Origin of the sequence: Bradyrhizobium sp. AS23.2, from assembly GCF_001908185.1 — a bacterium.
Classification (GTDB): Bacteria; Pseudomonadota; Alphaproteobacteria; order Rhizobiales; family Xanthobacteraceae; genus Bradyrhizobium.
Map to the genome: position 1 here is coordinate 1 of NZ_LGHM01000161.1, position 20967 is coordinate 20967.

The 20967-nt window shown below is 64.4% G+C and carries 20 protein-coding genes; 11 read left to right on the plus strand and 9 right to left on the minus strand.

Translation table 11 applies throughout. The features are described from left to right. Together AC630_RS31565 and AC630_RS31570 are read left to right on the plus strand one after the other, a co-directional pair. Positions 1-1006: acetyl-CoA C-acyltransferase (locus tag AC630_RS31565; protein ID WP_074122367.1), on the plus strand; the 1006-nt coding region annotated here is incomplete at its 5' end. A 114-nt stretch (positions 1007-1120) separates the two neighbouring features. Beyond that, positions 1121-2416: an MFS transporter gene (locus AC630_RS31570; RefSeq protein WP_074122368.1), complete on the plus strand. Its 1296-nt coding sequence runs from the start codon at positions 1121-1123 to the stop codon at positions 2414-2416. Positions 2417-2495: 79 nt separating this feature from the next. Here AC630_RS31570 and AC630_RS45770 read toward each other — a convergent pair whose 3' ends face one another. Next, positions 2496-3041, minus strand: a complete 546-nt coding sequence (locus AC630_RS45770; protein WP_074122369.1) for a hypothetical protein — start codon at positions 3039-3041, stop codon at positions 2496-2498. Positions 3042-3272: 231 nt separating this feature from the next. On the opposite strand from AC630_RS45770, the gene AC630_RS31580 reads away from it, so the two are divergent. From AC630_RS31580 to AC630_RS31605, 5 genes are all read left to right on the plus strand, one after another. Beyond that, entirely contained in the window at positions 3273-3725 is a 453-nt protein-coding gene (locus AC630_RS31580) for a MarR family winged helix-turn-helix transcriptional regulator (RefSeq protein ID WP_074122370.1), read from the plus strand. Between the two features lie 12 nt (positions 3726-3737). Beyond that, positions 3738-4067, plus strand: coding sequence for a hypothetical protein (locus tag AC630_RS31585; protein ID WP_074122371.1), 330 nt, complete (start codon positions 3738-3740; stop codon positions 4065-4067). Further along, positions 4064-5296, plus strand: coding sequence for an MFS transporter (locus AC630_RS31590; RefSeq protein ID WP_074122372.1), 1233 nt, complete (start codon positions 4064-4066; stop codon positions 5294-5296). Before AC630_RS31585 ends, AC630_RS31590 begins: the two co-directional genes overlap by 4 nt. A gap of 168 nt (positions 5297-5464) precedes the next feature. Then, a complete protein-coding gene (locus tag AC630_RS31595; RefSeq protein WP_074122373.1) occupies positions 5465-6940 on the plus strand; it encodes an FAD-binding oxidoreductase in 1476 nt (491 codons plus the stop codon). A gap of 323 nt (positions 6941-7263) precedes the next feature. Further along, positions 7264-7539, plus strand: a complete 276-nt coding sequence (locus AC630_RS31605; RefSeq protein ID WP_074122375.1) for a DUF3303 domain-containing protein — start codon at positions 7264-7266, stop codon at positions 7537-7539. Positions 7540-8023: 484 nt separating this feature from the next. Here AC630_RS31605 and AC630_RS31610 read toward each other — a convergent pair whose 3' ends face one another. Further along, the gene (locus AC630_RS31610) at positions 8024-9583 is read right to left on the minus strand and encodes an acyl-CoA carboxylase subunit beta (RefSeq protein ID WP_074122376.1); all 1560 of its coding nucleotides are present in this window, start codon (positions 9581-9583) and stop codon (positions 8024-8026) included. Further along, positions 9513-10487, minus strand: coding sequence for an IclR family transcriptional regulator (locus tag AC630_RS31615; protein WP_074122377.1), 975 nt, complete (start codon positions 10485-10487; stop codon positions 9513-9515). The genes AC630_RS31610 and AC630_RS31615 overlap by 71 nt, the downstream gene beginning before the upstream one ends. 94 nt (positions 10488-10581) lie before the next feature. On the opposite strand from AC630_RS31615, the gene AC630_RS31620 reads away from it, so the two are divergent. The 4 genes from AC630_RS31620 (at position 10582) to glsA (ending at position 16198) form a co-directional block, all read left to right on the plus strand. Beyond that, positions 10582-10803 carry a biotin/lipoyl-containing protein gene (locus AC630_RS31620; protein WP_074122378.1) on the plus strand — a complete coding sequence of 74 codons (222 nt, stop codon included), beginning with the start codon at positions 10582-10584 and terminating at the stop codon, positions 10801-10803. Between the two features lie 144 nt (positions 10804-10947). Continuing rightward, positions 10948-12114, plus strand: coding sequence for a TAXI family TRAP transporter solute-binding subunit (locus AC630_RS31625; protein WP_074122379.1), 1167 nt, complete (start codon positions 10948-10950; stop codon positions 12112-12114). Between the two features lie 138 nt (positions 12115-12252). Then, complete coding sequence (locus AC630_RS31630; RefSeq protein ID WP_074122380.1) at positions 12253-14328, plus strand: TRAP transporter permease; 2076 nt, start codon at positions 12253-12255, stop codon at positions 14326-14328. Between the two features lie 22 nt (positions 14329-14350). Beyond that, a complete protein-coding gene (gene glsA / locus AC630_RS31635) occupies positions 14351-16198 on the plus strand; it encodes a glutaminase A (RefSeq protein WP_074122381.1) in 1848 nt (615 codons plus the stop codon). 68 nt (positions 16199-16266) lie between these two features. Here the strand turns inward: glsA and AC630_RS31640 are convergent, their stop codons facing one another. The 6 genes from AC630_RS31640 to AC630_RS31665 form a co-directional block, all read right to left on the minus strand. Beyond that, a complete protein-coding gene (locus AC630_RS31640; RefSeq protein ID WP_074122382.1) occupies positions 16267-16569 on the minus strand; it encodes a nucleoside triphosphate pyrophosphohydrolase family protein in 303 nt (100 codons plus the stop codon). A gap of 26 nt (positions 16570-16595) precedes the next feature. Beyond that, positions 16596-17123 carry a carboxymuconolactone decarboxylase family protein gene (locus tag AC630_RS31645; protein WP_074122383.1) on the minus strand — a complete coding sequence of 176 codons (528 nt, stop codon included), beginning with the start codon at positions 17121-17123 and terminating at the stop codon, positions 16596-16598. 574 nt (positions 17124-17697) lie between these two features. Beyond that, complete coding sequence (locus AC630_RS31650; RefSeq protein ID WP_074122384.1) at positions 17698-18057, minus strand: Zn-ribbon domain-containing OB-fold protein; 360 nt, start codon at positions 18055-18057, stop codon at positions 17698-17700. Further along, the gene (locus AC630_RS31655; RefSeq protein ID WP_074122385.1) at positions 18054-19190 is read right to left on the minus strand and encodes a thiolase family protein; all 1137 of its coding nucleotides are present in this window, start codon (positions 19188-19190) and stop codon (positions 18054-18056) included. Before AC630_RS31655 ends, AC630_RS31650 begins: the two co-directional genes overlap by 4 nt. 158 nt (positions 19191-19348) lie before the next feature. After that, entirely contained in the window at positions 19349-20548 is a 1200-nt protein-coding gene (locus tag AC630_RS31660; RefSeq protein ID WP_074122386.1) for a CaiB/BaiF CoA transferase family protein, read from the minus strand. 125 nt (positions 20549-20673) lie between these two features. After that, on the minus strand, positions 20674-20874 hold the full coding sequence (locus tag AC630_RS31665) for a hypothetical protein (protein WP_074122401.1): 201 nt from the start codon (positions 20872-20874) through the stop codon (positions 20674-20676). Positions 20875-20967 lie beyond the last annotated feature (93 nt).

Consider the following 20967-nt stretch of genomic DNA (forward strand, 5'->3'; position numbering starts at 1 on the left):
CCAGGGCCAGGCACCGGCGCGGCAGGCCGCGCGTGGAGCCGGCCTGCCCGACGCCACCGGCGCGACCACTGTGAACAAGGTTTGCGGCTCCGGCATGAAGGCAACCATGCTGGCGCACGACATCATCCGCGCGGGGTCGGCCGAAATCGTCGTCTCCGGTGGCATGGAGAGCATGAGCAACGCGCCCTATCTGCTGGCCAAGGCACGCGGCGGCTATCGCGCCGGTCACGACCGCATCATCGACCACATGATGATGGACGGGCTGGAGGACGCCTACGAGACCGGCCGCTCCATGGGCGATTTCGGCGAGGCCACGGCCGAAGCCTACCAATTCACACGCGGGGACCAGGACGCCTACGCGATGGAGACCTTGAGCCGCGCGCGCAAGGCGGTCGAGGGCGGCGCCTTCAAGGCCGAGATCGCGCCGATCACGCTCACCGAGAAGGCCGGCCCGCGCATCATCGCCAACGACGAGCATCCGCTGAAGGTCGATCCGGCCAAGATCCCCGGCCTGAAGCCGGCGTTCCGCGCCAACGGCACCATCACGCCGGCCGCCTCCTCCGCCAATGCCGATGGCGCCGCCGCGCTCGTGCTGACGAAGCGCTCGCTCGCCGATCGCAACGGCCTGCCCGCATTGGCCGAGATCAAGGGCCACGCCACCCACAGCCAGGAACCGCAATGGTTCACCACCGCGCCGATCCCGGCGATTCGCAAGCTGCTGGACAAGGTCGGCTGGAGTGCCGGTGACGTCGACCTGTTCGAGATCAACGAGGCCTTCGCCGTGGTAGCCATGGCGGCGCAGCGTGATCTCGGCATTCCCCGCGAGAAGCTGAACATCAATGGCGGCGCCTGCGCGCTCGGCCATCCCATCGGTGCCACCGGTGCGCGGCTGATCGTGACTCTGCTGCATGCGCTGGAGGCGCAAAACCTCAAGCGCGGCGTTGCGGCACTCTGCATCGGCGGCGGCGAAGCCACTGCGATCGCCGTGGAGCGTCTCGCGCACTAACCGCCACAATGTCCTTAATTGAGGGAAGTCCTTCATTTCAGACTTCCCATTCCTGTGTCAGATTGCAACGATGACGCGGGTCCCGCAAAGCCCGCCAACCAACATTGAGGCCCGATGATCTCGAACTGGCTCGCGGCAACACTTAAGCGCCGCAACATTCACTACGGCTGGGTGATGGTCGGCGTGACCTTCCTCGCCGCGCTGATCAGCGCCGGTACGGTCGGCGCGCCCGGCGTATTCATCGTTCCCCTGCAAAAGGAGTTCGGCTGGAGCACAGCGCAGATCTCCTCCGCGCTGTCGATCCGCTTCATCCTGTTCGGACTGATGGCGCCGTTCGCCGCCGCCCTCCTCAACCGCTACGGCCTGCGCAACGTCACACTGGCCGCGCAGCTCATCGTGGTCTCGGCGCTCGTCGCCTCGCTCGGCATGACCGAGGTCTGGCAGCTCGTGCTGCTGTGGGGCGTGGTCATCGGCATCGGCACCGGCATGACCGCGCTGGTACTGGGCGCGACGATTGCCACGCGCTGGTTCGCCGCGCGGCGCGGCCTCGTCGTCGGCATCCTGACCGCGAGCGTCGCCACCGGCCAGCTCGTGTTCCTGCCACTGCTGGCGAGCCTCACCGACCGCTACGGCTGGCGGCTCGCGCTCGGCTTCGTCTGCATCATGCTCGGCGTCTCCGCGCTGGCGGTCCTCCTCGCCATGCGCGACCGGCCAAGCGATGTGGGCCTGCGCCCGTTCGGCGATGAAGGCACCGAGCCCCTGCCCGCGCCGCCCGTGAGCCACGGTTCGATCACGGCAGTTGCGCTCGGCACGCTGCGCGACGCCTCGCAGTCACGCGCGTTCTGGATCCTGTTTGCGACCTTCTTCGTCTGCGGCGCCTCGACCAACGGCCTCGTGCAGGTGCACCTGATCCCGATGTGTCTCGATTTCGGCATCCCGCAGGTGCAGGCCGCGAGCCTGCTCGCGGCCATGGGCATCTTCGACTTCTTCGGCACCATCATGTCGGGCTGGCTGTCGGACCGCTACGACAATCGCTGGCTCTTGTTCTGGTACTACGGCCTGCGCGGGCTTTCGCTGATCTTCCTCCCCTTCAGCGACTTCTCCTTCTACGGCCTTTCGATCTTCGCGATGTTCTACGGGCTCGACTGGATCGCCACGGTGCCCCCCACGGTACGGCTCACCGCGCAAAAATTCGGACCCGAGCGCGCCAATCTGGTGTTCGGCTGGATCTTTGCCGGCCATCAACTCGGTGCCGGCACCGCCGCGTTCGGCGCCGGTTTGTCGCGGACGGTCTATCAGAGCTACCTGCCTGCGTTCTTCATCGCCGGCGCGCTCTGCGTGTTCGCCTCGCTGATCGTGCTCGCGCTCTCGCGGCAACCAAAGCCAAAACCGCAAGCAGCCATGGCGTAACCCGACGCCCGTACTGGGCCGGCGCGAGCCGGCTCAGTATCTGATCGCGGTGGCGCCCCCGAACACCGCGGCATCGCCCTCAAGTCATCGAGCCGCGCGGGTTGACGACCGTATAACCCCGCAATGAACGCGCGTGCATTCTCGTTGCGTGTCCGCCGGAGTTGGCGTCGTACGCCATCCACATGTCGCCTCCGAGGTGCTGCTCCAGGACGAAGACGTGCCCGCGTCGCGCCGCGACCATTCCCGGCGCCGGTGCCGTGCGCGGGAAGCGCAGCCAGTTGGCCGCGAGGTTCAATTCCGGCACGTGATGACCAAACACGCGCAGGGCCGCCCCGCAGCCGCAGAAGGAGGAAGGGCAGCCGTCCGGGCGTCCGCCGACGACGCGACCGTCGGAGATGGTCACTGTCGTGGCGGCGCTGCCTGCGTCAGTCACTGTCAGTTGCGTTGAGCGATATGCTTGTAATGATTGCCGGGAAGCCCGCTCGCGCCGAGTCTGCGAATACGAGAAGTCGCAAGGCATGGTGACGTTGCATTCAGGAGCTTGAAGAACACGATAAGGCCGCGCTTCCGAAGCAACCGAACTAACGATAACGAACAAACACGCAGAAAGAACTTGCTTGATCATTGCGGGACCCCGAGCTGGAGGATCCTGCCCCGGCAATGAGCAACCAATATTGGTTTGGCCGAAATTGGCCTGAACAGCGGCGGAACGTGGCGCCGAATGAGCGCTCCGTTTGGCTGAACGGCATTTTCGGCACCGATGCGGACGACGTCGTTCGGCCCGCATCCCGGTTCCGCAGGTAAACTGTAAAGACAATCTTTACAGTTTACCTTCGTATCTGCTATTCTCACTCGCATGAAGAATCCACCGGACAATGCCGGGGCCGCGCGCACATCCGCGCTCGCCGAAGATCTTCGTTTGCTGATCGGAAGGTTGAAGCGCCGGCTTCGCGAGCAGGGCCAACGGGAGGACCTGCCCCCTTCCCAGGTCGCGGTGCTGCTTCGCCTCGAAAAGGACGGCCCTGCAACCGTATCCGGCCTGGCGAGATCGGAAGGGATGCGACCGCAGTCAATGAGCGCGGCGATCGCGGCGCTGGAGGCTGCCGGCCTGGTCCGCGGCGCACCCGATCCCGACGACGGCCGCCAGACCATCATGTCCCTCACGGAGGCCTGCCGCGAGCGGCTGCGCACCGGCCGGGCCGCGCGGCAGGATTGGCTGTCGCGCACCATCGCAACGAAACTGTCTCTGCGAGAGCAGCAGGAACTCGCCGCCGCTGTCAGGTTGTTGAAGCGGCTCGTCGAGGATTAAGGACACAAGCGCATGAACTGGCTTGACCTCCTCGCCTACTTTTTCGGAGGCGCCTTCCTCACCAACGCCATCCCCCATGTCGTCGCCGGCATGATGGGAGAGCCGTTTCAAACCCCGTTTGCAAAACCTCCGGGCGAAGGACTGTCCACATCGACCGTCAACGTGCTGTGGGGCTTCTTCAACCTCCTTGTCGGATATCTCCTGGTCTGCCGCGTCGGCGATTTCGGCCTGAGGATCACAAGCGACGTCGTCGCGCTCGGCCTCGGCGGACTTTCGATCGGCCTGTTTCTGGCGCGGCGGTTCGGCCGATTTCACGGCGGTAACGAACCCGGGCGAACATGAGACGCATCTTTCGGTCGCTACGGAGCTTCAACTACCGGGTGTGGGCCGCGGGCGCGCTGGTGTCCAATGTCGGAACCTGGATGCAGCGCGCCGCGCAAGACTGGCTCGTTCTCACCCAGCTGACCAATCACAGCGCGTCCGCGGTCGGCATCGTAATGGCGCTGCAGTTCGGGCCGCAACTGCTGCTGATGCCGTGGTCCGGCTTTGCCGCCGATCATTTCAACCAGCGCAGGCTGTTGATGGCGACGCAAGCGACGATGGGCGCGCTCGCGCTGATCCTCGGACTTCTCACCGTCACCGGCCTGGTGCAGCTCTGGCACGTCTATGTGTTCGCCTTCCTGTTCGGCTGCAGCGCGGCGCTCGATGCTCCCGTGCGCCAGACCTTCGTGTCCGAGCTGGTGGGCGATGCCGATCTGTCGAACGCGATCGCGCTGAACTCCACCTCGTTCAACGCCGCACGCATGATCGGACCCGCGGTTGCCGGCCTTGTCGTCGCCTCCGTTGGTACCGGCTGGGCCTTCCTGTTCAACGGCGCATCGTTCATGGCGGTGCTGGCGTCGTTGTCCTTGCTGCGCACATCGGAGCTTCGCCCCAATGCGCGCGCCCACCGCAGCAAGGGCAGCGTCTTGCAGGGGTTTCACTATGTCTGGTCCCGCTCCGACCTCAGGGCGACCCTGATCATGCTGTTCCTGATCGGGACTTTCGGGCTCAACTTCCCGATCTTCATCTCGACCATGGCCGTCGGCGTCTTCCACACCGACGCGCGCGGCTTTGGCCTGCTGTCCTCGATGATGGCGATCGGAACGATGTCGGGCGCGCTCCTGGCCGCAAGCCGCGAGCGGCCGCGCTTCAATTCCCTGCTGGCGGGTGCTGCGATCTTTGGCCTCGGCTGCACGCTGGCCGCGCTGGCGCCGGGCTATTGGCTGTTCGCCGCCGCGCTGGTCGTGATCGGCGTCGCCGCGCTGACCGTCATGAACACGTCGAACGCGCTGATGCAGCTCTCGACAGAGCCTGCGATGCGCGGCCGCGTGATGGCGCTGCGGCTCGGCGTCGCGCTAGGCGGCACGCCAATCGGCGCACCGATCGTCGGATGGGTCGCGGATTATCTTGGCCCGCGCTGGGCATTAGGCGTCGGCGCGGCCTCCGGCTTTGCGGCCGCGATCGTCGCGATCATTGCGCTTTCGCGAACGAGCGACGAAGCGGGCCACGGTCAGCTACAGCAGCGGTGATGACAGCGCCGTCCGCCCCCCCGCTCGGTGATGGGCCCCGCCGGACGAGCTCGTCTCCGGCTTCCAGGTGCGGCACATATTGCCGTTAGACTTCACGGCACAAACGTGGACAATAGCTGAAGCGCTTCACGCGCTCAGTACACACCAAGATGTGCTCAGGGGAAACAAATGCCGGCTGCCGTACCATCGTCCGAGCCCACCATCCCGACCGTTCCATTGACCGCCCAAATGCTCGATTCATTGCGCGCGATCGTGGGCGAGAAGGGTCTTATCGAGGACGAGCACGGCAAGCAGCCGTTCGTGACGGATTGGCGTGGATTGCTGGTTGGGCGTGCTGGCGCCGTTGTTCGTCCCTCCAGCACCGAGGAAGTCTCGAAAGTGGTCAGGCTCTGCCATGAACACGGCGTCGCGATTGTGCCGCAGGGTGGAAACACCGGTCTGATGGGTGGGGCGACGCCCTGGCCTGCGCATACGGGCATTGTGTTGTCGCTTGGCCGCATGAACCGCGTTCTGGACGTCGATGCCGTCGGATACGCGATGACGGTCGAGGCCGGCTGCGTTCTGCAGACTCTTCAGGAGACCGCGGCCAATCACGACAGGTTTCTGCCCCTCAGCCTTGGCGCCCAAGGCTCATGCATGATCGGTGGCAATTTGTCGACAAATGCCGGCGGCGTGCAGGTGCTCCGCTATGGCAATGCCCGCAATCTCGTCCTGGGGCTTGAAGTCGTATTGCCCAACGGCGACATCTGGGACGGACTACGTTCGCTCAAGAAGGACAACACGGGCTACGACCTCAAGCACCTCTTCATGGGCGCCGAAGGTACGCTGGGCATCATCACGAAGGCTGTCCTCAAACTATGGCCGGCGCCCAAGGACGTCTGCACATCGTGGCTGGCGATCCGGGATCCGCGCGCGGCCCTGGAGATCCTGTCCGAAGCGCATGCTGCGTCCGAGGACAATGTCGGCTCGTGCGAGCTGATGAGCCGTGCCGCCATCGACATGGTGCTCCGCCATATTCCCGGCACCCAGGATCCCCTCAAGGCGGACACGCCATGGTACCTCCTGCTTGAATGGTCGTCCGCGCGGGCACGTCAGAATGGGACAGAGGGCATGTCCGAGAAGATGGCACCGTTTCTCGCCGATCAACTCGAGGCCGGCCGCGTGCTTGACGCGGTGATCGCTCACACCGGAAATCAATCGCGCAACATGTGGCGCATCCGGGAAGCCGTCGCCGAGGCCTCCCGCGCCGAGGGGCCGGGGATCAGTTACGACGTGTCGGTGGCCATCTCCAGGATTCCGGAGTTCATCGACAAGGGGACCAAGGCCGTGCTCGACATTCTCCCGACCATCCGCCCCTATCCGTTGGGACACATCGGCGACGGCAATCTGCATTTTTCGTTCATGGGGCCCAACGGCATGGATCAGCAGACGCTGGCCCAGCACACGGCCGCCATCACGCGGACCGTGAACGATCTCATCACCTCCATGGGCGGCTCGATCTCGGCGGAACACGGCATCGGCATGGACAAGCTGGACGAGCTCAGTCACTACCGATCGAAAACCGAGCTCGACATCATGCGAACCATAAAACGGGCGCTCGATCCGCAAAACATCATGAATCCCGGCAAGGTGCTGCGGCTCTGATGAGATGACGGCTTCGCCGCCTTGTCCTCGGCCGCGTCAATGTCGGCACGGTAGCATAACACGGTGCTTCTGGCGCCGGCGACATACAACCAAGTCCGCTGCGGCGCCCGCATCACACTAGAGCCATTTCCGTTCCGATGGAGTCGGAACGGGGCTCTAGATTGTTTTGACGCGTTTTCTTTACGCGAACCGGTATCCACTTCGCTCGAAAACGCTCTTACGCACCGCTTCATTCGCCGTTGTTATTCGACACGCCGGCGCTATTGTTCGCAGGCGGCACAGCCGCAGCATTCATCCGATAATTCAAGTTATGGGAGAATAGCATGAAATTCATTACAAGCTGGAGTGTACCTCAAGGCACCTTCAATGCAGCCGTCGCCCGTTTTCTGGAAACCGGCGGAGCACCACCCGAAGGCGTAAAAATGCTGGGCCGCTGGCATGGCATGAACGGACAGGGATTTGCGATCTCTGAATCGAGCGATCCAAAGGCGATGTATCGCTGGCTCGCACAGTGGGCCGACTTGCTCCCGTTGACCGTCACCCCCTGTCTGGAGGACGGCGACGCGGGCGAAGTGATGGCGTCGCTGCCCAAACGCTAATCGTTAGTCCTCATACCACTGCCGCCGAAGACCGGCGGCAGTGGTATGCCCAGCAGGTTCAAAATGTCTATCTGTCGGGCGGAAGGCATGGCCGTTCCCGTGCGGCGGCTTACTGCTACTGTGATTGTGGGTATTTCGATAGGGTCGTCAGTGGAAGGCCGCGATTCCCTGGCTAGCGCTCAGGTGGTGAGCGCGGAATCTCCCACCGCTCGAGGCGATCGATTGATGCCTCCCGTTCATGCTGGCCCAGCCAAATCGTAAAGAGGACCAGCGCGGCGGCGAGAGCGCCGATGCCGAAATAAAGGTTCCTCATGCGCGTTGAATGCGGAGCGCCGGAAATGGTTCCATGCTCCGCGACTTTCACCGCACCGCTACGCGAGGAGCGAAGCGACGAAGCAATTGAGACCGACTCCGCGGTAAAGTCTCGATTGTTTAGCGGGAGCCGGTCATCGGGCACGCTTCGCGTGCGCCCAATGACCGCAACCTACGGCCTGATCGTCATGTTCTCCGGCGGTCCCGGCTTTCGCAGCGGCTCCGCGAGCCTTGCGAACTCGCACAGCAGCGACCTTGTCTTCCTGGGATCGATGATCTCCTCGACCCAGAACTTTTCGGCCGAGCGGAACGGCGAGCGCAGCTTGTTGAGGCGCTCCTCGATCTCCTTCAGCTTCGCCGCCTTGTCCTCGGCCGCGTCGATGTCGGCGCGGTAGGCAGCTTCAATGCCGCCTTCGAGCGGCAGCGAGCCCCAATAGGCCGAAGGCCAGGCGTAGCGGATCGAGAAGCGGTCGGCGGGCTGATGCACGACGCCGGCAACGCCGAAGGCGTTGCGCAGGATCACGGTGCACCATGGCACGGTGGTCTGGTTCACCGCGGCCATCGCGCGAACGCCGTGACGGATGGTTGCCGCCTTCTCGGCATCGAGGCCGATCATGAAGCCCGGGCAGTCCATGAGATAGACGATCGGCAGATGGAAGGTTTCCGCGAAGTCGACCCAGCGCACCACCTTCTGGCACGCATCCGCCGTCCAGGAGCCGCCGTAGTGGTAGCTGTCGCTCGCAAGCAGCAGCACCGCCCGGCCCTCGAGCCGCGCGAGGCCCACGATGATCGGCTTGCCGAAATTGCTGGCGACCTCGAAGAACGAGCCCTTGTCGACGACGGCGTCGATGATGGGCCGCATCTTGTAAACCTGCTTGCGCTTGCGCGGCACCGCATTCATCAGCGCCTCTTCGGTGCGCTCCGGATTGTCGGTGCAGGGCAAGGTCGGCGGTAGCTCGTAGACCGACGACGGCAGATAGGACAGGAAACGCCGCGCGCAGGCAAAGGCCTCCTCCTCGGTCTCGACAGCGTGATCGATCGCACCGGCGCGGGTCTGGATATCAGCGCCGCCGAGCTCCTCCTTCGTGAGGTCCTGTCCCAGAGCCTTCACCACCGGCGGCCCCGCGACGAACATCGCGGAGGACTTCGTCATGATGGAATAGTGGCTGGCAGCAAGGCGCGCCGCGCCGAGACCCGCAACCGAGCCGAGGCCGAGCGCGACCACGGGGACGCGCGACAGATTCTCCGTCGTGAAGCGGTACCAGCGCGTGCCGCCGATTCCGCCCGGCAGGTTCGCCGCGCCCTTGGTCTCGATGGTCTTGACCGAGCCGCCGCCGCCGGAGCCTTCGATGATGCGGACGATGGGCAGACGGAAATCATGCGCCATCTCCTCCGCCATCAATGGCTTTGCCGATATCGACGCATCGGCCGAGCCGCCGCGCACGGTGAAGTCGTCGCCGACGACAACCACGGTGCGGCCGTCGACGCGCGCACGGCCGAACACGCAGTTCGCCGGCGTCACGTTCTTCAGCTCGCCCTTCGGATCGTATTCACCGATGCCGGAGACGGCACCGATCTCGTGAAAGCTGCCCCTGTCGATCAGCTTGTCGATACGTTCCCGAACAGTCAGTCGGCCCTGGTCATGCTGACGCTTGACCTTGTCAACGCCGCCCATCTCCCGCGCGAAGGCTTCGCGCCGGGCGAGCTCGTCGAGTTCCGGCTTCCAGTTCATTCACTCCCTCCGAATTGATCGGCTTGTTATTGTTATGCACGGCCATTGCGACGGGTCTGCGCGAGATACGGTTGTTGAAGACATCGCCATCCGCGCCCTCGATCAGGCTGCCGAGCGAGCGGCCGAGCGCGACCATCAGCGGCGCGACTTCGGCATGCAGACGCTGCTCGTCATACATCGCGGACAGAAGACCGATCGTGACGACCACGAAGGTCTGGTACTGCGGCGACCAGATCGGCACCGCGAGCCCGTTGATGTGCGGACTCCACAGACCGCAGGCCACGACATAGCCGCGCTCGCGCAGCGACTGCCGGTTGGCCTCGATGCGGGGCCTCAGGATCTTGGCAGCCTCGGGGGCTTCCCGTTCCATGTCCGCAATGAAGGCATCGCCGACCTCGGGCGCCAGTGCCGCGGTGTAGGCCGCGCCCGCAGCGGTCGAGGCCATCGAGATGCGACTGCCGGTGCCCTCGTGCAGGCCGAGCGCGGCCGCCGAGCGGGCGAACTGGAGATAGACGAGATGGAAGCGATCGGGGACGACGAAGCCGACCGTACCCGGCAATTGCTCGGCGACTTCCTGGAGCCGCTGCCGGATCATGCTGCGCAGCTGCGCGCCCTTCATCATCGAAGCGCTCATCGCCACAGCGCTCGGGCCGATACGGTACTTCTGGTCGCGCGGCAGATAGACGAGCTGCCCCATGCGCGTCAGCGTGTGCGTGAGTCGCGACACCGTCGAGCGCGGCAGGCCGCAGCGATTTGAAATCTCGAGATTGCCGAGCCGGGCCTCGTGCCCTTCGAAGCATCGCAACACGTCGAACGCGCGCGAGACCACCTGGATGACATCACCCTCACCGGCATCGCCAGCGAGCACGCCTTGCCTACTCAACCGCTCTGATCGTCGTCCCATGTTCCCTACCGTTTGTTCCGCTCTGCGGAATTAAATTCCACTTGCAGACGACGCTACCTCAGGCATTTTGCAACGACAACAAAAAGGCGATGGCATGCCAGAAATTAAGATCGTCACGGAGATCGCGGGACGCATCTGCGCAACTCCCGTGCAAGTTGGAGGAACCGTCACTGACGGCGATGACGTTGTGGTGGTCGAAGCGATGAAGATGGAGATACCTGTGCCCTCGCCCGCGAGCGGCACGATCACATCGCTTCTGGTCAAGCTCGACGACGTCGTTGCCGAGGGACAGGCCATCGCGATCGTTGCAAGTTAAGCGAATTGTCGGCGCACTCCGCGACAATGTGTCAGCCCGCCCCTTCGCTCTGCCGTCCGGCGTTGCTATCGCCTGACACCGATGACATGATCCTCTCAAGCAAGAAACTCTTCGCGGCAAAAGCGAGGACGATGGGAGGGATACATGTTCCGTGGGCTGATCATGCTCGCGCCTGCCTTGGTTGCGGGCATTTCTTTTGCGTCTACACGCTATGCATTCGCCGACGACAGCAAGCTGCCGGCGACATTGACCTTCACCGCCTATGACACCGGCACCGCCGGCTTCAACATCGCCGTCGGCGTCGGCAAGATGATGAAGGACAAATACGGCACCGACGTGCGCGTGCTGCCGGCCGGGAACGACGTTGCGCGTCTCGCGCCGCTGCGCGCCAAGCGCGCGGCCTCGTCGGCGATGGGATCGGGCGTCTATTTCGCGCAGGAAGGCGTGTTCGAATTCGGCAGCAAGGAATGGGGCCCGCAGCCGCTCCAGATCCTGCTTTCGAGCGTCGACTGCAATTGCGGCTCGCTTGGCGTCGCCGCCGACGCCGGCGTGAAGGACCTGAAGGATCTCAAGGGCAAGCGAGTCGGATTCGTCGTGGGCTCGCCCGCGCTGAACCAGAACTCGCTCGCGGTGCTCGCCTTCGCGGGGCTGACGCAGAAGGACGTCAAGGTCGTCGAGTTCGCAAGCTACGGCGCGCTGTGGAAGGGCCTGATCAACAACGACACCGATGCCGCCTTCGGCACAACCATCACTGGCCCCGCCAAGGAAGCCGAGACCTCGCCGCGCGGCCTGATCTGGCCGCCGCTGCCCGCGAACGACAAGGAAGGTTGGGCGCGGATGCAGAAGGTCGGCTCGTTCTTCTTCCCGCAGCTTGCGACCTGCGGCGCCGGCATCTCGCGGGACAAGCCGGTCGAGCTTGGCAATTACCCCTACCCGATCTTCGTCGCCTACGCCTCGCAAGCCCCCGATCAGATCTATGCGATGACCAAGGCGATGATCGCAAACTACGACGCCTACAAGGACTCCGCACCCGGCGCCGGCGGCCTCGCCGCCGACCGCCAGACCAAGAACTGGGTCGTGCCGGTGCATCCTGGCGCGGTGAAGGCGCTCAAGGAGGCCGGGCAATGGAGCGACGCGCAGGACGCTCACAACAACAAGCTGTTCAAGCGGCAGGAGGTGCTCGCAGCGGCGTGGGCCGACTACGGCAAGTCCAATCCGCCGTCGGATGACAAGGCGTTCGTCGACGGCTGGATGAAGGTGCGCGCCGCCGCGCTCGCCAAGGCCGACATGCCCAACGGGTTCGAGGACTAGAGCCATTTCCATTCCGATGGAATCGGAACGGGGCTCTGGATTCTTGTTTTGACGCGTTTTCTTTACGCGGACCGGTATCCACTTCGCTCGAAAACGCTCTGGTCCACAACGGTTAGCAGCCCACGCGCGGGGTCGATCATGTCGTCTGCTTCAGTCTCCACCGGCCCGCAGGACGAAGCCAAGCGGGTCGTGTTCGACGACCCGCACGGCGCCGCCGGCAACATGCAGGAAGCCGAGGTCACACGCGTCCGCAGCTTGCGCGGCGGCTGGCGCTGGACGCTGGTGGCCGCGACCGCAGCGACGATCCTTCTCTGCATCAACCAGCAATTCTCGCTGCGGTTCTTGATCGGCTACACCCAGCTCAACACGGAGTATTTCTATCTCCTGATCGCCCTGATGCTGCCCTTCACCTTCCTGATCTTCCCGGGCACGGAGCGCGCGCCGCTCGACCGCATTCCCTGGTACGACCTCGTCTTCTTCGTCGTGACGTTCGTGGCCGCGCTGCTCTTGATGTCGAACGTGCGCAAGGCGGCGGAGGCCGGCTGGGAATTCGGCGGCGCGCCGAACACCGTGATCGCCGCGGGCCTCGTGATGTGGGCGATGCTGATGGAGGCGCTGCGCCGCACCGGCGGCTGGAGCCTGCTGCTGAGCGTCTTCCCCTTCACCGTCTATCCGCTGTTCGCGGAATCCGGCTGGCTCGGGCCGTTCCGGGGCACGCAGTCGACGCTGGAACAAGCGACCGCCTATCACGTCCTGTCAGGCGAGAGCTTGCTCGGCATTCCCATTCAGGCATTTGCCGACACCGTGATCGGCTTCCTCGTGTTCGGCACCGCGCTGATGATGACCGGGGCCGGCAAGTTCTTCATCAATCTCGCCTTCGCGCTGTGCGGCACGTTCCGGGGCGGCGCGGCGAAGGTTTGCATCTTTGCCAGCGGCCTGCTCGGCATGATGTCGGGCTCGATCATCTCCAACGTGCTCACCGCCGGCACCATGACCATCCCGGTGATGAAGAAGAGCGGTTTTCGCGCGTCCTATGCCGGTGCGATCGAGGCCTGTGCCTCCACCGGCGCGGTGCTTGCGCCGCCCGTCATGGGCGCGACCGCCTTCGTGATCGCGCAGTTCCTCAACGTCAGCTACGCCGACGTCGCGGTTGCCGCGATCATTCCGGCCGCGCTCTACTACATCGGCCTGTTCATGCAGGTCGACTCCTATGCCGCGCGCCACGGGCTGAAGGGCATCCCGCGCGCCGAACTGCCGCGGATCATGGATACGCTCAGGGACGGCTGGTACTACGTCTTCGTCATCGCGCTCCTGATCGTGATGCTGCTGTACTTCAAGCGCGAGAGCCATGCGCCGTTCTACGCCACCGCGCTGCTGCTGATCCTCAATCAGTTCTTCTCCAAGGACACACGTTGGACGCTGGCAACGATCGGCAAATTCCTGGAGGTCAACGGCCGCACCTTCGTCGAGCTCGTCGGCATTCTCGCCGGCTGCGGCCTCCTGATCGGGGCATTCTCGATGACGGGCGTGGTGTCGAGCCTCGCCAACGATCTGTTGCACATTGCCGGCGACAACCCCTTCCTGCTGCTCGGCATGTGCGCCCTGACGAGCCTCATTCTCGGCCTCGGGCTGACGACGACGGCCTGCTACATCTTCCTCGCCATCCTGGTGGCGCCCGCGCTGGAGAAGCTCGGGCTCAACAAGATGGCGGTGCATATGTTCATCTTCTACTGGGGTATGCTGTCCTCGATCACGCCGCCGGTCGCGATCGCCTCTTTCGCCGCCGCCGGCATCGCCGGTTCGCCGGCGATGAAGACCGGTTGGGAATCGATGTGGGTGGGCAGCATCATCTATTTCATCCCATTTTTCTTCGTGCTCAATCCGGCGCTGGTGCTGCAGGGGCCGAGCCCCTATCTCGCCGGCCTCGGCCTGATGGCGCTCGCCGCGTTCGGCACGCTGTTCATCTGCGGCGGCATCCAGGGCTACCAGGTCTTCGTCGGCGACCTCCGCGGCAGCGGCGCGCTGGAATGGCCGATCCGCGTGCTGCTGGTGATCGGCGGTTTCGTCGTCGCGACGCCCGGCGGCGGGATCATGCCGCTGTCGCAGATGCAGGTCACGCTGCTCGGCCTCGCCATTCTCGTGCCCACGGTTTTGATCGCCCTCCTGCTGGTCCGGCGGCAGGCCACGGTGCCGAACGGGTTGCGCGTGCCCTGATTGCGTTGCACAAAGAGAGGCGATGAAACCGCTCTCGCCTCTCGCCTCCGCCTGGACCCGCTCGAAGCCGCCCTTGCTGCGGTTTCTGGAGGCTTGTCTCAGCGAATTCTCGGCCGAAACCTCCGGCAATGTGGCCGACTACATCCCCGAGCTCGGCAAGGCCGACCCTGCCCATTTTGGCATCAGCCTGGCGACGCTGGACGGCCATGTCTACGAGGTCGGCGACAGCCGGGTGCCCTTCACCATCCAGTCGATGTCAAAACCCTTCGTGTTCGCGCTGGCGCTGGACCTGCTCGGCGCCGCGCGGGTCGAGAGTGCGATCGGCGTCGAGCCCTCGGGCGATCCCTTCAACTCGATCCGGCTCAATTCCGAGAACCATCCGTTCAACCCGATGGTCAATGCCGGCGCGATTGCCTGCACCGGGCTGATTTACGAGAGCAAAGGCGCTGAAGCCTTCGAGCAGATCCGCCTCGCGCTCAGCCGCTTTGCCGGACGCGAGCTCGATGTGGACGAGGCCGTCTACAGCTCGGAAAGCCAGACCGGTGACCGCAACCGCGCCATCGGCTATCTCCTGAAAACCAATGCGGTGATCTCGGACAATGTCGCTGGTGTCCTCGACGTCTACTTCCGGCAGTGCGCCGTGCTGGTCACCGCGCGCGACATCGCGGTGATGGCGGCAACGCTCGCCAATCGCGGAGTCAATCCTGTCACGGGCGAGCAGGTGCTGACGCCCTACGCGATCTCGCGCACGCTGTCGGTGATGACGTCGTCGGGCATGTACGACTATGCCGGCGAATGGATCTACCGGATCGGCATCCCCGCCAAGAGCGGCGTCGGCGGCGGCATTCTGGCCGCCCTGCCCGCCCGCCTCGGGCTCGGCAGCTATTCGCCAAGACTCGACAAGCACGGCAACAGCGTGCGCGGCATCAAGGTCTGCGAGGCGTTGTCCTCGCATTACGACCTGCACATGCTCAACCGCAGCGACGATGCGCGCAACGCTGTTATCGCTGACTACGACATCGGCAAGAGTCCATCCCGCCGTGTCCGCCGCCCGCAGGAGCGCGAGATCCTGGCCGCCCACGAGCAGGAGGTGCGGGTCATCGAGCTGGTCGGGACCCTATCGCTGTCGGCCGTTGACTACGTGACGCGCCGGCTCGCGGGGCAGCCGCGGCCGCAATTGGTGATTTTCGACCTGCACCGGGTCACGTCCACCACGCGCGCCGGTGCGCGCCTTGTGGCCGAGGCGTTCGAGGAGCTGGCGGCGCTGAATGTCACGGTGGTGCTGTCAGGCGTCAGGCGCGCCTCCAAGGAATGGAATACGTTGCGGGAATGGACCGCCGAGCTGAAGAACGTCCGCGACTTCTATCTGCTCGATACCGCGATCGAATGGGCCGAAGACCAGATCGTCTATCGCTATGGCGGCTCGATCGACTTTCACGAGACAACGGAGCTTGCCGAGCAGCCGCTGCTTGCAGGCTTCACTGACGAAGAGCTGACGGATCTGGCCTCGATCTGCACGATCCGCACCTATCAATCCGGCGCTAAGATCCTCACCACCGGCGCTAAAGCCGATTCCCTGTTCTTCCTGCGCAGCGGCGCCGTGCATGTCACGCTGCCCGACGGCGTGCGGCTGGCGACGCTCACCGCCGGCATGGCCTTCGGCGAGATGGCGCTGCTGGAGCCGACGCGCTCCGCCGACGTCTTCGCGGACATGGCGGCGACCGCGTTCGAAGTCTCGCTGAAGGATTTCGAGCGCTTCCGCAAGCAGCACCCGCGCGCCAGCGAGCGCGTCATGCGCAACCTGGCGCAGTTGCTGGCCGATCGCCTAATCGTCGCCAACGCCAAGGTAGATATTTTGACGTCGACGTGAGCGGCGCCCGAGGTCCTCCACCTCTCCCTACGGGAGAGGCGAACCGAGCCCTCAACTCACATCTTGCCTCACCGGCTCGCAGCCTCGCCCAGCCGCCGGCTGATCTTGGCAGCGCTTGCCTTGAGCAATTCGGATGGTTTCTGGCCGGTCGCCGCGCACAGGCAAGCCCAGTAATAGATGACGTCGCCGAGCTCATCGACGAGACCCGCTCGATCGAGCCAATCATCGCGCAGCAACTTCTTGATGTGGTCGGCGACCTCGCCGGATTCGCCGGCGAGGCCAAGCCCGAGATAGGACAGCCGCTCGTTGGACGGACGCTCATCGACTTTCGCAATCGTTGCGGCCCAGGCCGCGTATTCATCGATCGTCATCGGCATCCCTCGCCGCAGCTTTTGGGTCAGCCCACCACTTCCGTGACCGGCTGGAGATCGATCTCGAAGGTCTCCAGGAATTTCGACGTCATGATGTAGAAACCGACCGAGAGCTGGAGTTCGACCAGCGCGGCCGGCGTCAGCTTCGATGCGATCGCCTTGAAGGTCGCATCCGTCGGCTTCTTCAATTTCACGATCTCGTCGGTGAAGGCGAGCGCGGCGCGCTGCACCTCATTGAAGCACATCGCGGCCTGCCAGTTCGCAAGCGCCTCGTTCTGCTCGTCGGTTACGCCGACATTCTTGCCGATACGCTTGTGCGCGATGATCTCGTACGGCGCTTCGCACAAAATGCCGGTGCGCGTGATCGCGAGCTCGCGCACGACCGGATCGAGCTCGCCCTTGTGGCGGATGGCGCCGCCGAGGCGGCAGTACTGCTCGAAATAGCTCGGCGAGTGCGCCATCATGCGGAAGATGTTGGCGTTGCGGTTCTTGTCGAGGATTTCGCGGGTGCGGTCGGACGCCTTGGAGGAGTCGCTGTAGTCGATACGGGCCATGATTTACCTGACGTTTTTCCTTGCGCTTGCGGCGCTTATTGTCGTTGCCGGGATAAGGTCCGCCAAAATTCTATGCGCGCAACGACGCAGGAGCAACAATATCGAGTCAAATTGCCGCCGCATTGCTGATCGACCTTGATACAGTCGATATTCACCGCGTGGGGACAAATCGCGGTGAATCCTCGAAGTGGGGTGTTCCGAGTAAAAACGATTGGCCGTCGGGTGCGCAGCGCGCGCAACGATGAGTCACGCCCAAGTCTAGGGAGAAAAAGGCATGAAGGAAGCCACCAAGGGGGCGGCCTCGGGAGCGCTCGCGCATATGCTGGCGGTGACAGCGATGCTCGTCATCGCCAGCATATTGTTCTACGGGCGTTAGTTCAGCGTTTTCGTCATTCCGGGGTGGCTCTCGCACAAGCCAGGCCCAGAATCCCGTTTCCAGGCTCGGTCCTCTGGACCGCCCCCGAATGACGAAGCCCGTTAGAGCCCCGTTCCGATGAAACCGGAACGGGGCTCTAGATTCTAGTTTTACGCGTTTTCTTTACGCGCACCGGCATCCATTTCGTTCGAAAACGCTCTAGGTTTTCTTCGTGAAGAACGGCACCAGCTTGCCGGCAAACGGCTTGAAGCTCGCATTGACCGCATCTCCGATGGCAAGACCGGTCTCGCCATGCGCCATCATGCGAAAGCCCTCGGCGCAATCGACCAGCAGGATGTTGTAGGGCACGTGCGCGCGCGTCTCGGGCGTGGCGGCGCGGCAGACCAGCGAGGTCGCATAGACCCTGCCCTTGCCGCTGGCGCGCCGCTCGCGCGGGCCGGACGCGCCGCAGGCCGCGCAAAAGGCGCGGTGGAAATACTGCACATGGCCGCAGGCGCCGCAGGTCTGGTAGGTGATGGCCTCTTCGCCCTTGGTCCAGTCCGCTAGATGCTCGCTCATCGCACCCGCTCCAAAAACATGCTCACGTGGGACGACAGCACGCCGCCGTCGCCGTGCAATAGGGCGATCGAGGCGTCCCGCACCTGGCGATTCGCCGCCCGTCCCGTCATTTGCAAATGCGCCTCGACCAGATGCGCCATGGCGCCGCCGACACCGCAATGGCCATAGCTGAGGAGGCCGCCATGGGTGTTGAGCGGCATCGCGCCGTCGCGGGCAAAATGGCCGGCGCGCACGCGGGCGGCCGCTTCGCCCCGTCCGGCCAGACCGAGGTCTTCCAGCAGCATGGCAAGAGTGATGGTGAAGCTGTCGTAGATCGCGGCGTAGCGCACGTCGGAGATCGCAAGGCCCGTGGCTTCCCTGGCGCGCGCGATGGAAATCTCGGCACCGAGCTCGCTTAAGCCGGGCGCGGCCGTGACATGCTGATGGGTGTGGGCCTGCGCGCAGCCGCGGATGCGCACGCCGGCCTCACCGGTTCGCTCGCGGCTGATGACGAAGGCCGCACCGCCATCGGAGACCGGGCAGCAATCGAGCAGTTTCAGCGGCATCGCCACCGGCTTCGAGGCCATGACGTCGGCGACAGTGATGGGATCGTGGAATTGCGCGCCGGGATGGGTGCAGGCGTGCGCGCGCATCAGCACTGCGAATTCGGCGAGGTCTTCTTCGGTCACGCCGTATTCGTGCATGTAGCGGGTGGCGACGAGGCCGTAATAGGCGGGAATGGTCGGCCCTAACGGCACCTCGTACTCGGGATGGCCGACCTGCGCCAATGCCTGGATCGATGCGTCGCGGCTCTGCCCGGTAAGACGATTCTCGCCGGCAACCACGAGCACGTTGCGCGCGACGCCCGATACGACGAGGTGATGGGCGAGCATGGTCATCGCAAGCCCTGTCGCGCCGCCGACCTGCACGGCATGGGCGTAACTCGGGCGGATACCAAAGTGCTCGGCGAACACGGTGGCCAGCATGATGTGCGGCGAGACGGTGGAGTAACCACAGAGAATGCCGTCGATGTCGGCGCGCTTCAGGCCGGCATCGTCGAGCGCGAGCTGGGCAGCCTTGCTCATCAGGTCGAGCGAGGACGAGCCTTCATGCTTGCCGTAGGGCGTGAGGCCGACGCCGGTGATGAAGCTCATGGTGTAAACCCCGCTGTCGTCATTCCGGGGCGCGACAACGTCGCGAGACCGGAATCCATAGAACGGCATGTTTAGAGGATAAATGGATTCCGGACTCGCGCCCCAAGTGGGCGCGCCCCGGAATGACGGCTGAGAGAATGGTTGCCATCCCCTTCTCCCTACTCCGGCGGCGAACGCGTGACGCCGTCGCGGACCATGGCTGCGATCTCATCGGCGGAGTAGCCAATCTCGCGCAGGATCTCCTCGCCGTTCTCGTTGAGCCGCGGCGCCAGCCGGACAGGCTCGGCTTCCGTCTCCGACCAGCTCGCCGTCACCTTCATGCTGCGGATCGGGCCCTCCGTCGGATGGTTGACGACCGGGAAGAAGCCGGTCGCCTCCAGATGCTCGTCGTGCAGGATCGACGCGAGGTCGTGCATCGGCATGACCGGCACGTCGGCCCTGGTCAGCAGGTCGATCCACTCGGCCGTGGTGCGCGTCTCGAAGATGCGGGCGAGCTCGGCATAGACGACGTCGATATTGGCGGCGCGGCCGGCGAAATTCGCGAATTTGGGATCAGCGCGCAGGTCGTCGCGACCCGTGGCCTTGAAGAAGTTCTCCCACTGCTTGTCGTTGTAGACGATGACGCTGAGATAGCCGTCCGACGTCCTGTAGGGCCTGCGGTCGCGGGAGAGATGGCGGGCATAGCCGCCCTTGTCGAGCGGCGGCTCATAGGTGAGCCCACCCATGTGATCGCCCATGACGAAGCCGGCCATGGTCTCGAACATCGGGATGTCGACGCGCTGGCCGCGTCCGGTGCGGTCGCGGTGCACAAGGCTGGCGCAGATCGCGCCGACGGCAGTGAGGCCGACGATACGGTCGACCAGCGCATTCGGCACGTAGCGCGGCACGCCGTCGCCGGTCTGCGCCATCAGTGCCGGCAGCGCGGTGGCACCCTGGATCAGGTCGTCATAGGCGGGCTTCGCCGCATAGGGCCCGTCCTGGCCGAAGCCGAATACGCCGGCATAGACGAGGCGCGGGTTGATTTCGGAAACGACATCATAGCCCAGCTGGAGCCGCGCCATCGCTTGCGGGCGGACATTGTAGACGAGAACGTCGGCGTCCTTCAGAAGCCGCAGCACGGCCTCACGGCCGGCGGGCTTCTTCAGATCGAGGCAGATCGAGCGCTTGCTGCGGTTGGTGTTGAGGAACACCGGGCCCATGCCCGCATGGCGCATCGGGCCGATCAGGCGGGTAACGTCGCCTTCGAGCGATTCCACCTTGATGACGTCGGCACCGTAGTCGCCGAGCATCTGGGTCGCATAAGGCCCCATCAGCACGGTGGTCATGTCGACGACCTTGATGCCCTTCAGCGGCCCCATTCGTTCGCTCCCGATTGCGCGGACTCAAGGCGCGGCCCGCGATTTCGGTCCAGCTAAATGCAGTGATGCCGCGCGCGCAAGGGCGGCCGGCGTATGGCCGCATGCGCCGCGCGGCGATGCGGTCGCTATTTCTTCTGGCGGGATTCGCGGATCTTGAGCAGCCGCTCGAGCTCGTCGTTCTGCTGGTTGATGCGGTCGGCGATACGCGCCTCGTTCTGCTCGCCGGAAGCGGCGGCGGCCTGCTCGATGAGCTGCCGGATATTGTCCTCAAGGATCGCGATACGGTCGTTGAGTTCGTCGAGAGAAAGCGAGTCGTCGTTGCTCATCATGTGTTACCCCCAAATCATTCAGGAGCCGTAGGGTGGGCAAATCAAGGCGCGCCCACCATGATCTAGCGCAAGAAAAGGTGGGCACGGCGC

Coding starts and splice junctions, on each gene's coding strand:
- AC630_RS31615 (WP_074122377.1), bottom strand. CDS start 10,487: ATGGGACGACGATCAGAGCGGTTGAGTAGGCAAGGCGTGCTCGCTGGC.
- AC630_RS31640 (WP_074122382.1), bottom strand. CDS start 16,569: ATGACGATCGATGAATACGCGGCCTGGGCCGCAACGATTGCGAAAGTC.
- AC630_RS31605 (WP_074122375.1), top strand. CDS start 7,264: ATGAAATTCATTACAAGCTGGAGTGTACCTCAAGGCACCTTCAATGCA.
- AC630_RS31570 (WP_074122368.1), top strand. CDS start 1,121: ATGATCTCGAACTGGCTCGCGGCAACACTTAAGCGCCGCAACATTCAC.
- AC630_RS31595 (WP_074122373.1), top strand. CDS start 5,465: ATGCCGGCTGCCGTACCATCGTCCGAGCCCACCATCCCGACCGTTCCA.
- AC630_RS31580 (WP_074122370.1), top strand. CDS start 3,273: ATGAAGAATCCACCGGACAATGCCGGGGCCGCGCGCACATCCGCGCTC.
- AC630_RS31630 (WP_074122380.1), top strand. CDS start 12,253: ATGTCGTCTGCTTCAGTCTCCACCGGCCCGCAGGACGAAGCCAAGCGG.
- AC630_RS31660 (WP_074122386.1), bottom strand. CDS start 20,548: ATGGGGCCGCTGAAGGGCATCAAGGTCGTCGACATGACCACCGTGCTG.
- AC630_RS31590 (WP_074122372.1), top strand. CDS start 4,064: ATGAGACGCATCTTTCGGTCGCTACGGAGCTTCAACTACCGGGTGTGG.
- AC630_RS31620 (WP_074122378.1), top strand. CDS start 10,582: ATGCCAGAAATTAAGATCGTCACGGAGATCGCGGGACGCATCTGCGCA.
- AC630_RS31610 (WP_074122376.1), bottom strand. CDS start 9,583: ATGAACTGGAAGCCGGAACTCGACGAGCTCGCCCGGCGCGAAGCCTTC.
- AC630_RS31665 (WP_074122401.1), bottom strand. CDS start 20,874: ATGAGCAACGACGACTCGCTTTCTCTCGACGAACTCAACGACCGTATC.
- AC630_RS31645 (WP_074122383.1), bottom strand. CDS start 17,123: ATGGCCCGTATCGACTACAGCGACTCCTCCAAGGCGTCCGACCGCACC.
- glsA (WP_074122381.1), top strand. CDS start 14,351: ATGAAACCGCTCTCGCCTCTCGCCTCCGCCTGGACCCGCTCGAAGCCG.
- AC630_RS31585 (WP_074122371.1), top strand. CDS start 3,738: ATGAACTGGCTTGACCTCCTCGCCTACTTTTTCGGAGGCGCCTTCCTC.
- AC630_RS45770 (WP_074122369.1), bottom strand. CDS start 3,041: ATGATCAAGCAAGTTCTTTCTGCGTGTTTGTTCGTTATCGTTAGTTCG.
- AC630_RS31655 (WP_074122385.1), bottom strand. CDS start 19,190: ATGAGCTTCATCACCGGCGTCGGCCTCACGCCCTACGGCAAGCATGAA.
- AC630_RS31650 (WP_074122384.1), bottom strand. CDS start 18,057: ATGAGCGAGCATCTAGCGGACTGGACCAAGGGCGAAGAGGCCATCACC.
- AC630_RS31625 (WP_074122379.1), top strand. CDS start 10,948: ATGTTCCGTGGGCTGATCATGCTCGCGCCTGCCTTGGTTGCGGGCATT.